This is a genomic window from Vannielia sp. SX4, assembly GCF_052828525.1.
In genome coordinates this window covers 1,353,938-1,368,585 of the sequence record NZ_CM128247.1, presented here as the reverse complement: position 1 = coordinate 1,368,585, position 14,648 = coordinate 1,353,938, and the positions used below count along the sequence as shown (strand labels likewise).

Sequence of the window (14,648 nt, the reverse complement as noted above, 5' to 3'; positions counted from 1 at the left end):
GTGGGGCTCCCTCGCTGAATCTCCCGCCAACTGTGGCGGGGTTTCGCGAGGGCTTGAACCCCAAATCACCACCTGCCCGTCAGCAGGTGAGCGCAGCCATCACTCCGCGTCGATCAGCAAGCACTTGTAGCGCTTCTCGGTCTCTTCCACGGTCGCCTCCGCCTCGGAGTTGATCCGGCGCGAAATCTGGGCGCTGGTGGCCGTTCCGTTGACGATATGGTTCGCCGCCCAGTCCGCCACCTTGCCGAGCCGCGCCTCCGTGTAGCCATGCGCCTTTGCCGCCCGCGCCTTTGCATCCGCGCCCGGGGCACAGAGATACACGCTCCGCTCACCCTCGCTGTTCTGAAAGGCAAAGCGCTCGCGGTCCGGGAAAGCGGTGTTTACGACGGCATCGGTCGAACAGGCCGAAAGCAGCGCGGCGGCGGTGAGCAGCGAGAGGAAACGGGTCATCAACAAGGGTCCTTCGGTTCAGTCACGTGACTGCCCGAGGCGGTGATGCCCCAAGGCAGCTCCGGTCAGCCGGAATGGAGAAAATGCAGCACGTCGCCGTCCTGCACAACATAGGCTTTGCCCTCGGCGCGCATCTTGCCCGCCTCCTTAGCGCCCTGTTCACCATTTCCGGCTATGTAGTCAGCGTAGGCGATCGTCTCGGCCCGGATGAACCCTTTTTCGAAATCGCCATGGATCACGCCCGCCGCACGCGGGGCCGAGGTGCCCTCCGGGATCGTCCAGGCGCGGGCCTCCTTGGGACCGACGGTAAAATAGGTTTGCAGGTGCAGCAGCTCGTAACCCGCCTTGATCAGCCGCGAAAGCCCGGCTTCCTTCAGGCCCAGTTCCTCGAGGAACATCTCTGCCTCTTCGGCATCGAGCTGGCTGATCTCTTCCTCGATCTTTGCAGAGATCACCACGGCAGCAGCGCCCTGTTCGGCGGCCATCTTGGCTACGGCCTCGGAATGCGCGTTGCCGGTGGCCGCCTCATCCTCGGCCACGTTGCACACATAGAGGATCGGCTTGGTGGTGAGCAGCTGAAGCTGCCGCCACGCCCGTGCGTCCTCGTCGGAAACCTCAACCGAACGCGCCGGTTTGCCATCTTCCAGTGCCGCCTGGGCTTCGGCGAGCAGGCGATCCTGCTGGGCCGCTTCCTTGTCGTTGCCTTTGAGCTTGCGCACCAGGCCCGCGCGGCGCTTCTCGATGCTCTCGAGGTCGGCCAGCATCAGCTCGGTCTCGATGGTCTCGGCGTCGGCCACCGGGTCAACCCGGCCCTCCACGTGGGTCACATCGCCATCTTCGAAGCAGCGCAGCACATGGGCCACCGCATCGCACTCGCGGATGTTGGCCAGAAACTGGTTGCCCAGCCCTTCGCCCTTGCTCGCGCCCTTCACCAGCCCGGCAATATCCACAAAGGTCATCCGCGTCGGGATGATCTGCTTGGAGCTCGCAATCGCGGCGAGCTTGTCCAGCCGGTCATCCGGCACCGCCACTTCGCCCACGTTGGGCTCGATGGTGCAGAACGGAAAGTTCGCCGCCTGCGCCGCCGCCGTGCGGGTAAGCGCGTTGAAGAGCGTCGATTTGCCCACGTTGGGCAGCCCCACGATGCCGGTCTTGAAGCCCATTGCCTTGCCTCCGATTGTCCGAGCCGCCTTCTACGGCGGGCCGGGGGCAAGGGCAATGCCCGCTTGCCGCTTGCACCCGCGGCCCTGCGGCTTAGAACGGGTGAAGCCGCCCCCAAGCCCAAGCAAGGCCAAGACCGTCCCCATGCTTCGCCCGATCCTCGCCCTCGCCCTCGCCCTGCTGGCCGCCGCGCCCGCAACCGCGCAACAGGACGAAACCTTCTTCTTCCTGCTCACCGCGCCGCAGCTGACCTGCCTGCGCGACAATGCAGAGACCTACGCGCCAGCCGAGGGCCAGACCGCCTTTGTCACGTTGGCCGACTGTGGCCAAGGCAGCCCCAGCCCGGCGCCGGATGCCGCGCAGTTCTCCACGCCCGACATTTCACTCTTCGACGGCACGGAAGCGCCCGATGCGGTGGTCGCGCTCTCGGCGCAGGATTTTGCCTGCCTCGCCAAGCTGGAGATCCCGCAAGAGTCCGGGCTGCTCGCCTTCTACCCGGAGCGCTGCGATGTCGAACCCCGCTGAAGAGGCGGCCCCGCCCCGCTCGCGCATCCGCCGGTTCTTCAAGCCCGAGATGGATATCGACACGCTGGCCCATATCTTCACCCTCGTGGTGGCCGTGGCCGGTATGGCGAAGTTCTTCTACGATCAGGATCAGGCCACCAAGGCCGAGAACCGCGAACGGGCGATCACCTATATCAACGCCTACACCGAAGACCCGCTGCTCGGCACCCGGCAGGCGCTCTATGATTTCTGGGCCGGTCAGCCCGAGCTCGTTGCCATGATGCGCGGCCAGCAGATGACCCCGCGCAACTATGCCGCCATGTTGCAAGCCTCGGTGTTCCGCACCGGCGCGGCCGAGCCGATCCGCGAGCCGCTTCTGGTGCTCGACAGTTTCTACAGCCAGGTCAGCTTCTGCGAGAGCGCCGGCCTCTGTGACACCGCCATCATCGACCGCTACTTTTGCGAACATGCCCGCCGCGACGCGCAGGCCTACGCGCCCTTCTTCGCGCATCTGCGCACTCAGAGCGGCGACACGCGCATCGGGGTTGAGCTGGCCAATTTCGCCGGACGGTGCACCCCTGTAGGCGCGGAGCAGCCCACGGGCTGACGCGGGATCGTATCAGGGTTGACCCACAGTCATTCGCGCAATTATGTTGATATCAACTTACAAAGGAGACCCGACATGGAAGCCACCCCCTATCTCTTCTTCAAAGGCACCTGCCGCGAAGCCTTTGAAACCTATGCAAAAGTCTTCGGCTCGCCCGAACCGGACCTGATGACCTACGCAAACCTGCCCGAGGCGGACAAGGCCCAGATGCCCGACATTCCCGCCGACGCGGTCATGCACGGCAGCATGAAAATCGGCGAAAGCCTGATTTACGGGTCCGACGACATGATGGGCGAATTCATCCCCATGGCCGGCTGCTCCATGGCCGCAACCCTCCCCGACGAGGCCGCAACCCGCGCGGCTTTCGAGGCCCTCGCCGAAGGCGGTGAGGTGCGCATGCCGCTAATGCCCATGTTCTGGACCCCGCTCTTCGGCACCCTGACTGACCGCTTCGGCATCCGCTGGATGGTCATGGCCGAGGGCGAACAAGGCTGATCTTTCCTGCCGTGGCGGGTCACCCACCTGCCCCGGCTATGTCTTTATGCATTGCCCTCCCGACCCTGTGACTGGCATGTTCTGCGACAGGAACATATACAGAACATCATGGTCAAACGCACGCTGCAAGACAAGCTGGCGATCCTCGCAGACGCCGCCAAATACGACGCCTCATGCGCCTCCTCTGGTGGGGAGAAGCGCAACAGCAAAGATGGCAACGGCCTCGGTTCCTCCGGCGGCGCGGGCATCTGTCATGCCTATACGCCCGACGGCCGCTGCATCTCGCTGCTGAAAATCCTGATGACGAACTTTTGCATCTACGATTGCGCCTACTGCGTGAATCGCGTGTCGAGCCGGGTAGAGCGAGCGCGGTTCTCGGTGGAGGAGGTCGTGCATCTCACCGTCGAGTTCTACCGCCGCAACTACATCGAGGGGCTGTTCCTGTCGTCCGGCATCATCAAATCACCCGATGACACGATGGCCGACATGGTCCGCATCGCCCGAACCCTGCGGGAGCTTGAGAACTTTCGCGGTTACATCCACCTCAAGACCATCCCCGATGCATCGCCCGAACTGCTCGACGAGGCAGGCAAATGGGCCGACCGGCTCTCGATCAACGTTGAACTGCCCACCGAGCAGGCCCTGACCTCGCTCGCACCCGAGAAATCCGCCCAGCAGATCCGCACCGCCATGGCCGGCGTCCGCGCCCGCCGAGAGGCCGCGAAGGAGCCAAGCTGGAAAGGCCGCCGCGGCCGCTTTGCGCCCGCCGGGCAAAGCACCCAGATGATCGTCGGCGCCGATGCGGCGAAAGACAGTGACATCCTCGCCAACTCATCCACGCTCTATGCCAGCTACAAGCTGTCCCGCGTGTACTACTCCGCCTTCTCCCCCATCCCCGATGCTTCGAAGGCTCTCCCGCTCATCCGCCCGCCGCTGCAACGCGAGCACCGGCTCTATCAGGCCGACTGGCTGATGCGGTTCTACGGCTTCGACGCGGGCGAGATCGCCCCCGCCTCCGGCATGCTCGACCTCGAGATCGACCCCAAACTCGCTTGGGCGTTGCAACACCGCGAGGCCTTTCCTGTCGATATCAATCGCGCTTCCCGCGAGGCCCTGCTCCGAACACCCGGCCTCGGCACGACCAGCGTAAAACATATCCTCGCCGCCCGGAAGCACCGCACCCTGCGCTATGACGACCTCCTCAAGATCGGCTGCAACCTGAAGAACGCGAAGCCCTTCATCACCTGCCCCGGCTGGTCCCCCCGTGGGCTGACCGATGAAGCCAACCTGCGCGCCCGCTTTGCTCCGCCGCCCGAGCAGCTCTCACTTTTCTGATGCTCACGGTCCGCCTGCCAAAAATCGGGTCGGTTGCCGCATGGCGCAGCGAGGCGCGCAAGCTTGCTGCCGAGGGGATAGGCGCCGAGCATGTGCGCTGGACACAAGACAGCGAGCAGGATCTGTTTGCATCCGACGACGCCCCGCGCGGCGCCCCGGTAGAAATCCGGCTCTCCAAGCAGGCGCTCTTCGATATCGAAAGCAGCCTCTACCATCGCGACCCCGAGCGATTTGCCCGCGCCTACGCCCTCGTTCTCCGCCTCGGTCGCGGCGAGATCCGCTGGGGCGGCCGAGCCGACGACGCGCTGCGCAAGCTCCTGCATCAACGCAAGGAGGTGGGCCGCGACATTCACAAGATGCACGCATTCGTCCGATTCAACGAGGTGACCGAACCGGGTGCCAACCGCCGCGCCTTTGCCGCTTGGTTCGAGCCCGGCAACCCTATCACCGAGGCTGCCGCGCCCTTCTTTGCCAAGCGGTTCGGCGATATGGACTGGGTGATCGCGACGCCTGACCTGACCGCCCGCTTCATCGCTGGCCAGCTGACGTTCGAAGACACCCGGGCGAATGTTCGGCCGCCCGAGGATGCCAGCCACGAGCTTTGGCGGACCTATTACGCCAACATCTTCAACCCCGCGCGCCTGATGCCCGAGGCGATGCGCTCGGAAATGCCCAAAAAATACTGGAAGCACCTGCCTGAGGCTCGGCTTATCCCCGAGTTGATCCGCACGGCCCCCGCCCGCGCGGCGGAGATGCAGGCCAAGATGCCTTCCATCCCGCCCGCCTTCGCCGCCAAGGCCGTCGCGACCCGTGCGCCGATGCCGGAGGGTGTGACGCACGAGACCTTCAAGCAACATCTCGATGCCTGCACCCGCTGCCCGATAGGATGCCGCGCCACTCAGGCTGTCGCGGGCGAAGGCCCGTGGACTGCGCCGCTGATGGTGGTTGGTGAGCAACCGGGCGACGCCGAGGACCTCTCGGGCAAGCCCTTCGTCGGGCCGGCTGGCCAGCTTTTCGATAGCTGCGCGGCAAAGGCCGGTCTGGCGCGAGAGAAGGTGTACGTCACCAATGCGGTGAAGCACTTCAAGTTCACCCCACGCGGCAAACGCCGCATACACCAGCGCCCTGACGCCGGGGAGGTCGAAATTTGCTCATGGTGGCTCGATCTCGAGCGGCAATGGGTGAAGCCGCGGTTGGTTCTCGCAATGGGCGCTACCGCCGCGCTGGCCCTGACCGGGTCGGCAAAGAACATCACCGCCAGACAGGGGACGGTAGAAGCCACGAAGGACGGGACTCCGGTGCTCCTGACGACCCATCCCAGCTATCTGCTACGGCTGCCCGACCGGCAGGCGCGGATTGCCGCCGAGGTGCAATTTACCAAAGATCTGAGGGCGGCCAAAGCAATGCTCGCCTGACCGCCCTTTAAGGCCTTAACCGTGCTCGGCGCTCACATCTTTCAACGCAGCTTCAACGCCCTTCAGGATCTCGGCCACCCCCTCTTCGTCGATGATCATCGGCGGGCAGAAGGCGATTGTGTCGCCAAGGTTTCGGGCAATGACGCCGTGGTTCATCAGCGCCACGTTCATCGCTGTCCCGAGCGCGCCAACCGGCTTTTCTTCCTTCGCTTTGGCCGGATCCATCTCCAGCGCTGCGATCAGGCCAATGCCCCGCATTTCGCCCACAAGGCCGAACTCGTCAGCCAGTTTCTTCAGCCCGGCCCGCAACGGCTCGCCCTGTTTCGCGGCATTGGCGACCAGCCCGCGCTCTTCGATAATCGCGATGTTCTCGAGCGCTACGGCGGCCCCGACCGGATGGCCAGCGCCAGTGACGCCGTGGCCCAGAGTGCCGATCCGCCCCGACTCGTCCTGAATGGGCGCATAGGCGCGTTCGTTCAGCAGCACGGCGGAGAGCGGGAAGTAGGAGGAGGTGATCTGCTTGGATGTCACGAGGATATCAGGCTTGATATCAAAGGTCTGACTGCCCCAGAGGTTGCCCGTCCGGCCAAAACCGCAGATAACCTCGTCGGCGACCAGCAGAATGTCGTACTTGGCCAGCACCTCCTGGATCTTCTGCCAGTAGCCTTTGGGCGGCACCACCACGCCACCTGCCCCCATCACCGGCTCCCCGATGAAGGCTGCGATGGTATCGGGGCCTTCGGCTTGGATCATCGCGTCGAGATCTGCGGCGCAGCGAGTGGCGAACTCCTCTTCGCTCTCGCCGTCCTGCCCCTCTTTCCAGTAGTGCGGGCAAGTGGTGTGCAGTATCTGCGGCAGCGGAAGGTCGAAGCTCTTGTGGTTATAGGGCAGGCCCGTCATCGAAGCCGAGGCCACGGTAACGCCGTGGTAGCCCCGCAGACGAGAGATGATCTTTTTCTTCTCTGGCTTGCCCAGTGCATTGGAGCGATACCAGAGGAACTTGACCACAGTATCGTTGGCCTCGGAGCCGGAGTTGGTGAAATAGGCCTTGCTCATCGGCACTGGCGCGAGGCTCACCAACTTTTCCGCGAGGTCAATCGCGGGGCCATGCGAGCGGTGGGCGAAGGTCTGGTAGTAGGGCAGTTTCTGCATCTGCTCGGTAGCAGCTTTCACCAGCCGCTCTTCGCCAAAACCTACAGCCACCGACCACAGGCCGGCCAGCGCCTCGACGTAGCGCTTGCCTTGGTTGTCAAAAACATGAACGCCCTCGCCCCGTTCGATCACCGTTGGGCCGACCTCCTGATGCAGCTCGGCGTTGGTGTAGCTGTGCAGGTGGTAAGCGATGTCGCGGGCTTCAGGCGAGTTGGGCGAGTGGCGATTCATGGCAGGGCCTTTCCGTAGGATTTCGCGGCCCAGCATCCACAGGCGCTGGCGGATGTCACCCCCCAGAAAGCGCAGGCTGAAAAACTAGCGTATCGGCGCGGCCAAGGGCAGCCCGAGGCCCCTCAAGGCTTCCGGGGTATCGCGGGGCAGCTGTTGTGCTGCGGTGTACTCACCCACGCCCGGCCGGTGGGCGAGGTATCGGGTGAAAAGGCCCACGTAGAACTCCAGATCGTGCCTCTTTTCCTGCAAGGTCTCCAGCCGCGCCTGCACCCGTTCAACCGGCCCGGCATCGTCATAGGATTTGGGAAGCTCGAAACGCAGCATGTCCAGACAGGGCAAGAGCAGATCGAGCAGGGCCATCGCCGCCACCGAGTGGAGCGCATTCTCGGCAGCATGCTCCGTTCGATGGCGCGGCAGAAGCAGCGCCTGCACAGAACCGAAGGCCCGCATGAACCTAACCCAGACCTTTTGAATCCCGTCGATGGCAGTTTGCGCAGCGACCCGGATCCCCACAAGGGAGAGATGGGCGATTGGCACATGAACATCGGCATCCGCCATCAGCCCCCGGTCATGCGAGGTGGGCAGGTGCAGTTTCAGCTGTTCCAGAAAAGCGGGGGTGAAGGCCTGCTCCACCGGCTGCGGCACGGCGAAACTGGTCTTCGTGCGGGTTGCGCCGAGATCGAACTCGACCCGGTCCACAAACCACTGGTTGGTGGTTGTGTCGCGGAAGATCGACAACGCAATTTGACTCGAATTTTCAGCACCTTCCGTATCCGCACCAATCCACATCTTGCAGCCCTCGTCGCAGCCTTTTCGGAAACACGGCATTATCGGCTGGAAATCGTTACCTTATGGTTAACGGGCGGTGGACGCGGGTAAGGATGCGGCAGTCAACCGAGCTTCGTAAATGTCAGGACGACGTGGCTGACTTCTCCTGCCTCGTCCCGATACGCCCGGCCCGAGATTTGACACATTGTCTCGGAACCATCGCCGCCTGGCATCTTTGCCTCGAAATCAAATGGCTGGCTGTTGGAAGCGGCCGCATTTAGATGCTTACGGAAAGTATCGCGGCAATCTGCGTCGAACGCTTCCAGAACCCGTTCGATGTCTGACTGATCTGACGGGTCCAAGCTCAAAAGCTTGAATAGCTCCGTGTTCCAAGAACAGACGCCATTCTGCACATCATATGAGAGCACTCCGACCCCTTTTTCGGTGGCAATCTCATCGTAATGGCGTAGCAGCACGGCTTCAGTCTGGACGCGGGAGTAGTCCCTAAAAACACCGACGACCATGACCGCATTGTTCAGCCGGTCGGTGATGACCGTCCCCCCGCTTTCGACCACGATCACCTGACCATCCGCGCGGATGATCCGCGCTTTGAAGTCGAAGCTCCCCTGTGCCTCCACCGCCTTGTCGAGCTTCGCCTTCACGGCGGCACGGTCATCGGGGTGGTAGAACTCCAGCGCACGCTCGAGCGGAAAGGTCGCCGCCTCGGGTGCCATGCCGTGTATCGCAAAGGTTTCATCCGACCAGGTGACCTCCTTCTCCGGAAGGGCCACCTGCCAGGTCCCGATTTGGCCAAAACGGCGCAGGGTGTGGTTGAGCGTAGTCTCGATCGAAGACTCGAGCGACGTCACCATCAGGACGAGGCCGATCAGATCGTCGCTTGAGCTGAACAGCGGTGCAATCGTGAGCAGAAACCGCCGGTTATCCCGCCCGAACTGGCGCGAGGTGAACTTGCGGCTGAGAAGGGTCTGAGAGCAAAGATCCACCAGTGAAGGAAACCCATCTGGGAGGTGGGCCTGAGAGATATGCCCCATCGACTGACCGCGCGTCCGCAGCCCGAACTCCTCTATCGCGCGGCGGGAGGCGTGGCGAATGAGCAGACCCTGATCGAGCATGAGCATAGTCGTCGGCAGCCCGTCGACAATGCCATTCAGCTCGGCCGTCGTGCGCTGAAGCTCCGTCGAATTGACGATAAGTTCCTCATTGACGGTGATCAGCTCTTCATTGGTGGATTGAAGCTCCTCATTCGAGGTTTCGAGCTCTTCGTTCGTGCTCTGCAACTCCTCATTGGAGCTCTGCAATTCCTCGTTCAGGGATTGCAGCTCCTCATTCGAAGTCTGGAGCTGCTCCATGGTCACGTTCAGCGCTTCGCGCGTTCGGCTCAGCTCATTTTCCACATAGGTCAGGTAATCGCTGCGCTCTTCCTCATTCGGCTCCGGCGCGCTCCGCATTTCGGTTTCGATCGTGACTAGGACGTGCGGGTCTTCGTGGTCACTGGTGCGCAGCGGATAGGCCACGAGACGCGCGTAGTTGAAGCCACGGCCCTCCATCTCATGCCACTGCCCCGTTCGGGTTTTCATGTTCTTGAGGGCCACCAACGTGAGGGTGGTGCTCTCATTTGCGAGCGGGGCTTTCAGCAGTCGAAGAGAGAAACCCTTGAACACTGCATCGGTGATCTGGCTGAACGGCGCGAGGTCGCCGTAAACCTTGAGCACTGTGCCCTCATGGTTCACCAGCACCGCATTCTCCGCCACGGCCTTTACCAGCGCATGGAAATGCTCCCAATCGTCCGGGTGATCCGACGGATGCTGCTTTTGCTGATCAAGGATCCGGCGGCTGGCACGAATGGCATGGGTCGACCCGATGCTCGCTGCATCCAGCGGCGGTGAGGTGCGCTTGGCGTAAATCTTGGCCGAGCCTTCGTACTGCACGAAATGGCCGTCCATCGCGCCGGTGGTTTCCGACGTGCCCAGAAAGAGCAGGCCATCGGGGGCAAGCGCGTATTGAATGCGGGAGAGCACCCGATCCTGAAGGTTGCTGTCGAAGTAGATCAGGACGTTCCGGATGCTCACCAGGTCAATCGACATGAACGGCGCATCCTGAAAGATGTTGTGCCGGGTGAACATGACGCAATTGCGCAGCGCCTTGTTGACCGTCAGCCGGTCGCCGGAGATATCGAAGTATTTCGCCAGAAGATCGGACGGAATGTCATCGGCCGCGCTGCGCGGATAGGTGCCCTTTCGGCCGATCGCGAGCGCGTGCTCGTCGATGTCAGTCGCAAAGATTTGGAGCCTTTCCTTGCCAAGCGCCTCCGGCCCACCAGCCGCCTCGGCATAGAGTGCAGCAATTGAATAGGCCTCCTCCCCGGTGGCACAGCCGGCCACCCATATCCGCATCTTGGCCCCCGGTTTGGCCTTGACCCGATCGCGTATCACGTCGCCCAGCACCGAAAACTGCTCGCGGTCCCTGAAAAACCGGGTCACCGAGATGAGCAGATCCTTGTAGAGCGCCTCGACCTCCTCCTGACTGCGGCGGCAGAAGTCGATGTATTCGGCGCGGGTGGCAATGCCCTTGGCCACCATCCGCCGGTGGACCCTGCGGTTGATCGTACTCTCCTTGTATTGGCGAAAATCGACCATCGTGTGGGCCAGCAGGATCTGAAAGAGGTCGGCGTTTTTAGTTGCCTCCTCGCCCATCCGTTTCAGCTCTTCGAGATCACGGGGCTTGCTGAGGATTTCTTCGAGATGCTTGCCGATCTGTTGCGGTGTCAGCACGAGATCGACGCAGCCGGTACGGATGGCATAGACCGGCATGGAGTCGTATTTCGCTGAAGTCGGCTCCTGCGCGAGCGTGATACCCCCCACCTCGCGGATCGCCTGCACCCCATAGCTGCCATCACTTCCGGTGCCGGAAAGCACCAGCCCCATGCAACGCGACCCCAGCCCTTCGGCCAAAGCTTTGAAAAGCCGGTCGGCGGAGGGCTTGGGCGTGGCCGGGTGACCCGTGGGCTTTAGAACTTCCAGCATGCCGTCATGAAAGCCCACATCACTGCCCGGCGGCGGAATGTAGATCGTATCCGGTTGCGGCACCGTTGGCTCCCGGATTTCCTTCACGTCCAGTGAGGTCTCGCGCCCAAGCAGCTTGACCAGCATGCTCTCATGGCTGGGCGACATGTGCTGTGCCAAAACGAAGGTGCAACTCAACCCTTTGGGGAGGTTCTGCAAGAATAGAGACATCGCTTCGAGCCCGCCCGCAGAGGCCGCAATGCCAACAACTATGGGCGTTTCTGCTGTGGCTTCGGCCATATATCCCCCGGCAAATTCCATAACTCAATGCGGATGCTCTGTGCCGAATTTCTAGCACCGGTTGTAAAGGGTTGCCATGTGTTTAATGGCTACGTTGAGGCCGAAGTTCGAGGCTATCTGTCCACTTGCGGCGCTTGTACGCAACGCGGCGTAGGCGCAGTCAGTGCCGTATGGCTGAAGAGCTCTTCCAACCCGGTGTTGCCGTCGATGAGGTCTGCCAGGTTCACCGTGTCCAGCGCCGCATAGAAGGCGTCCAACGCCTTGAACAGCGCTGGCCGAAGGCGGCATGAGGCCGTCAGCGGGCAGGTGTTTTCTGCTCCTTCGAAACACTCGGCAAAGGGCAGAGCCGCTTCGAAGTGGCGGAACACTTCGCCCACGCTGACACGCTCAGGCAAGGTCGCGAGCCTGACACCGCCGGATCGCCCGCGGGTTGCGCGGATGTATCCCAGCCGGTTCAGCACCGGTACGACCTGCATCAGGTGGTTGACCGAAACGTTGCAGGCCAGCGCGATATCGGCGGACCGATGCAGTTTTCCGGGGTGGCAGGCGCAGAACATCAGCACCCGCATGGCAAGATTGGTTCGTGTCGTCAGACGCATTGACGGCTCGGGCTCCTGTCGTTTTCAGGAGCCTATAGAAATTTCCGCTCCACGTCCCATGACATGGATCAAGGCCGTCAGGTGCTTTGTAGGTTGGCGTGGACTGGCCTTTCGGGCTTCAGCCCTCGATCATTTCCACCCGGGCCGCATGCCGCCCGCCCTCGAACTCGGCATCGAGGAAGGCATCGACGATATCCAGCGCCAGCCCCTCACCAACCACGCGCGCGCCGATCGAGAGGATGTTGGCATCGTTGTGCTGGCGGATCATGCGGGCGGAGAAAGTGTCGGAGCACACGCCGCAGCGGATACCGGGCACCTTGTTGGCCGCCATCATGATCCCCTGCCCCGTGCCACAGAGAATGATGCCAAGCGCGCAGTCACCCGAGGCAACCTTTTCCGCCGCAGATTTGCCATGCAGCGGATAGTGGGTGCTCTCGGTCGTCACCGGCCCGATATCCTCCACCTCCCAGCCCTTCTCGGTCACATGGGCGGCCACGGCCTGACGCAGCTCGATGGCGGCGTGGTCACTGGACAGGACGATACGTTTGCTGGCGGTCATGGTGGCTTCCCCGAAGAATGGCACTGTAGCGGCCCGAAAGCGGGCCGCATTCGCGGCGAAAATACTCACCTTTGCCACAAGGTCCAGCGAGTCTGACGCGCCGTTCAGCTCACCGGGGTGACCTCACGCGCGGCCAGCCCCATCAGGATATCGTCCTTCGAGAGTTGCCCGACCAGCGTGCCATTCTCCACGACCCCCACCGGCTCAGCCTGTGCCGTCACCGTCTCCAACCCGTCACGCACGAGGCTGTCGGCGTCGATGGTAACGGCTGGCGTGCCGGTGGCCGGCTGCATCAGATCACGAGCCCGGAGCACCCCGAGAGGATTCATATGCTGGACGAACTCGGCCACGTAGTCATTTTTCGGGTCGCGGAAAATGTCCTGAGGCGCGCCCGTCTGTACGATCCGCCCGCCTTCCATGATCGAGATCTGGTTGCCGAGTTTGAAGGCCTCGTCGAGGTCGTGGCTGACGAAGATGATGGTGCGCTTCAGCCTCTGTTGAAGCTCCAGCAGTTCGTCTTGCAGCTTGGTCCGAATGAGCGGGTCGAGCGCCGAGAAGGGTTCGTCCATCAGTAGGATCGGCGCTTCGGTGGCAAATGCGCGGGCAAGGCCAACGCGCTGCTGCATTCCGCCCGAGAGCTCGCCCACCTTGCGTTCGGCCCAGTCGGTCAGCCCGACGAGGTCGAGCTGAGTGTCGATCCGCGCGTTTGCCTCGGTACGGGGCATCCCTGCCAGTTCCAACCCCAGGCCAACGTTTTCGCGCACCGTCCGCCATGGCAGCAGCCCAAACTGCTGGAACACCATCGCGACGTGGTGCATGCGAATACGCCGGAGCGTGGGTTTGTCGGCGTTGGTCACGTCGACCATTTCTTGCCCGTCATTCACGTGAACCGCGCCGCGCACCACGGGATTGAGCCCGTTGACCGCCCGCAGCAGTGTGGATTTGCCTGAGCCGGAAAGGCCCATTAGCACGAGGATCTCGCCCTCTTTCACATCCAGCGAGCAATTGTGAACGCCGAGAACCTGGCCGGTCTCCTGCTGAATTTCACCTCGTTCCTGACCAGCATCCATAAGCGGCAGAGCACGCTCGGGATGTTCGCCGAATACGATGGAGACGTTGTCGATTTTCACAGCGGTGGTCATTTGCGCGCCCCCACGTTCAGCATCCGATCAAGCATGATGGCAACAACAACGATCACGAAGCCGCTCTCGAAGCCCAGCGCCGTGTTCACCTGCCCCAGCGCCCGCATAACCGGAACACCAAGGCCGTTGGCCCCCACGAGGGCGGCGATGACGACCATGGAGAGCGAGAGCATGATGGTCTGGTTCAGGCCCGCCATGATCTGCGGAAAGGCGTAGGGGAGTTCGACCTTCCACAGCGTTTGCCGCGGCGTGGCACCGAAGGCACGAGCGGCCTCCAGCAGCGCCTGCGGGGTGGAGGCGACGCCAAGGTAGGTCAGCCGGATCGGCGCGGGCAGCACGAAGATCACTGTGGCGATCAGACCCGGCACCATGCCGATGCCGAAGAACACGATGGCCGGGATCAGGTAAACGAAGGTCGGCAAGGTCTGCATCAGGTCCAACACCGGGCGGAGATAGGTGTAGAGCTTGGGCCGGTGCGCGCAGGCAATGCCGATGGGCACGCCGATAGCCATGCAGACGAGACAGGCGGAGAGCACCAGCGTCAGGCTTTCGGTGGTCTCGTCCCAGTAGCCTTGATTGAGAATGAAGAGAAAGCCGACAAAAACGAAGAGGCAGATCTTCCAGCTCTTCTGAAGGAACCACGTGGCCGCAACGAAAGCGGCGATGACGAGAATCGCAGGAGGCTCCTGCATGATCCACAAGATGGCGTCGATCATCGTCTCCATGATCGACGCGAAACCGTCCAGCAGCACCTCACCGTGGTCGCGGATCCAGTCGAACACGACCTTGGCGCCCTTGCCCACGGGTATCTTGTAATCTTCCAGCCAGTCTTCCACGGCTCAGTTCTCCCCATTGTCCCTGCTTGGCCGGCGCTCGCGCGGCGCCTTTTCCTCGGGCCAAAAAAGAA

At 62.5% G+C, this 14,648-nt stretch carries 14 protein-coding genes; 5 read left to right on the top strand and 9 right to left on the bottom strand.

Going from position 1 to position 14,648, the window contains the following annotated elements:
- Positions 1-99: 99 nt before the first annotated feature.
- Both ACUXVX_RS06875 and ychF read right to left on the bottom strand, forming a co-directional pair.
- The gene (locus ACUXVX_RS06875) at positions 100-450 is read right to left on the bottom strand and encodes a hypothetical protein (protein WP_446310936.1); all 351 of its coding nucleotides are present in this window, start codon (positions 448-450) and stop codon (positions 100-102) included.
- A 65-nt stretch (positions 451-515) separates the two neighbouring features.
- Positions 516-1,613: a redox-regulated ATPase YchF gene (gene ychF / locus ACUXVX_RS06870; protein WP_446310935.1), complete on the bottom strand. Its 1,098-nt coding sequence runs from the start codon at positions 1,611-1,613 to the stop codon at positions 516-518.
- A gap of 142 nt (positions 1,614-1,755) precedes the next feature.
- Here ychF and ACUXVX_RS06865 point away from each other — a divergent pair, with 142 nt between their 5' ends.
- From ACUXVX_RS06865 to ACUXVX_RS06845, 5 genes are all read left to right on the top strand, one after another.
- Positions 1,756-2,136 carry a hypothetical protein gene (locus ACUXVX_RS06865; protein ID WP_446310934.1) on the top strand — a complete coding sequence of 127 codons (381 nt, stop codon included), beginning with the start codon at positions 1,756-1,758 and terminating at the stop codon, positions 2,134-2,136.
- Positions 2,120-2,722, top strand: a complete 603-nt coding sequence (locus ACUXVX_RS06860) for a hypothetical protein (RefSeq protein ID WP_446310933.1) — start codon at positions 2,120-2,122, stop codon at positions 2,720-2,722. Before ACUXVX_RS06865 ends, ACUXVX_RS06860 begins: the two co-directional genes overlap by 17 nt.
- A gap of 75 nt (positions 2,723-2,797) precedes the next feature.
- Positions 2,798-3,217: a VOC family protein gene (locus ACUXVX_RS06855; RefSeq protein WP_446310932.1), complete on the top strand. Its 420-nt coding sequence runs from the start codon at positions 2,798-2,800 to the stop codon at positions 3,215-3,217.
- 108 nt (positions 3,218-3,325) lie between these two features.
- Positions 3,326-4,552 (top strand): putative DNA modification/repair radical SAM protein, encoded by a 1,227-nt coding sequence (locus ACUXVX_RS06850; RefSeq protein ID WP_446310931.1) that lies wholly within the window; start codon positions 3,326-3,328, stop codon positions 4,550-4,552.
- Complete coding sequence (locus ACUXVX_RS06845; RefSeq protein ID WP_446310930.1) at positions 4,552-5,967, top strand: UdgX family uracil-DNA binding protein; 1,416 nt, start codon at positions 4,552-4,554, stop codon at positions 5,965-5,967. Before ACUXVX_RS06850 ends, ACUXVX_RS06845 begins: the two co-directional genes overlap by 1 nt.
- A gap of 15 nt (positions 5,968-5,982) precedes the next feature.
- Here ACUXVX_RS06845 and ACUXVX_RS06840 read toward each other — a convergent pair whose 3' ends face one another.
- The 7 genes from ACUXVX_RS06840 to choW form a co-directional block, all read right to left on the bottom strand.
- Positions 5,983-7,350, bottom strand: coding sequence for an aspartate aminotransferase family protein (locus tag ACUXVX_RS06840; protein WP_446310929.1), 1,368 nt, complete (start codon positions 7,348-7,350; stop codon positions 5,983-5,985).
- A gap of 84 nt (positions 7,351-7,434) precedes the next feature.
- Positions 7,435-8,088: a hypothetical protein gene (locus tag ACUXVX_RS06835; protein ID WP_446310928.1), complete on the bottom strand. Its 654-nt coding sequence runs from the start codon at positions 8,086-8,088 to the stop codon at positions 7,435-7,437.
- A 152-nt stretch (positions 8,089-8,240) separates the two neighbouring features.
- Entirely contained in the window at positions 8,241-11,441 is a 3,201-nt protein-coding gene (locus tag ACUXVX_RS06830) for a chemotaxis protein CheB (protein WP_446310927.1), read from the bottom strand.
- A gap of 113 nt (positions 11,442-11,554) precedes the next feature.
- A complete protein-coding gene (locus ACUXVX_RS06825; RefSeq protein WP_446310926.1) occupies positions 11,555-12,040 on the bottom strand; it encodes an RrF2 family transcriptional regulator in 486 nt (161 codons plus the stop codon).
- Between the two features lie 118 nt (positions 12,041-12,158).
- Complete coding sequence (gene rpiB / locus ACUXVX_RS06820) at positions 12,159-12,599, bottom strand: ribose 5-phosphate isomerase B (RefSeq protein WP_446310925.1); 441 nt, start codon at positions 12,597-12,599, stop codon at positions 12,159-12,161.
- Positions 12,600-12,703: 104 nt separating this feature from the next.
- Positions 12,704-13,741, bottom strand: coding sequence for a choline ABC transporter ATP-binding protein (gene choV, locus ACUXVX_RS06815; protein WP_446310924.1), 1,038 nt, complete (start codon positions 13,739-13,741; stop codon positions 12,704-12,706).
- Positions 13,738-14,577 (bottom strand): choline ABC transporter permease subunit, encoded by an 840-nt coding sequence (choW, locus tag ACUXVX_RS06810; protein ID WP_222470263.1) that lies wholly within the window; start codon positions 14,575-14,577, stop codon positions 13,738-13,740. Before choW ends, choV begins: the two co-directional genes overlap by 4 nt.
- Positions 14,578-14,648: the final 71 nt, after the last annotated feature.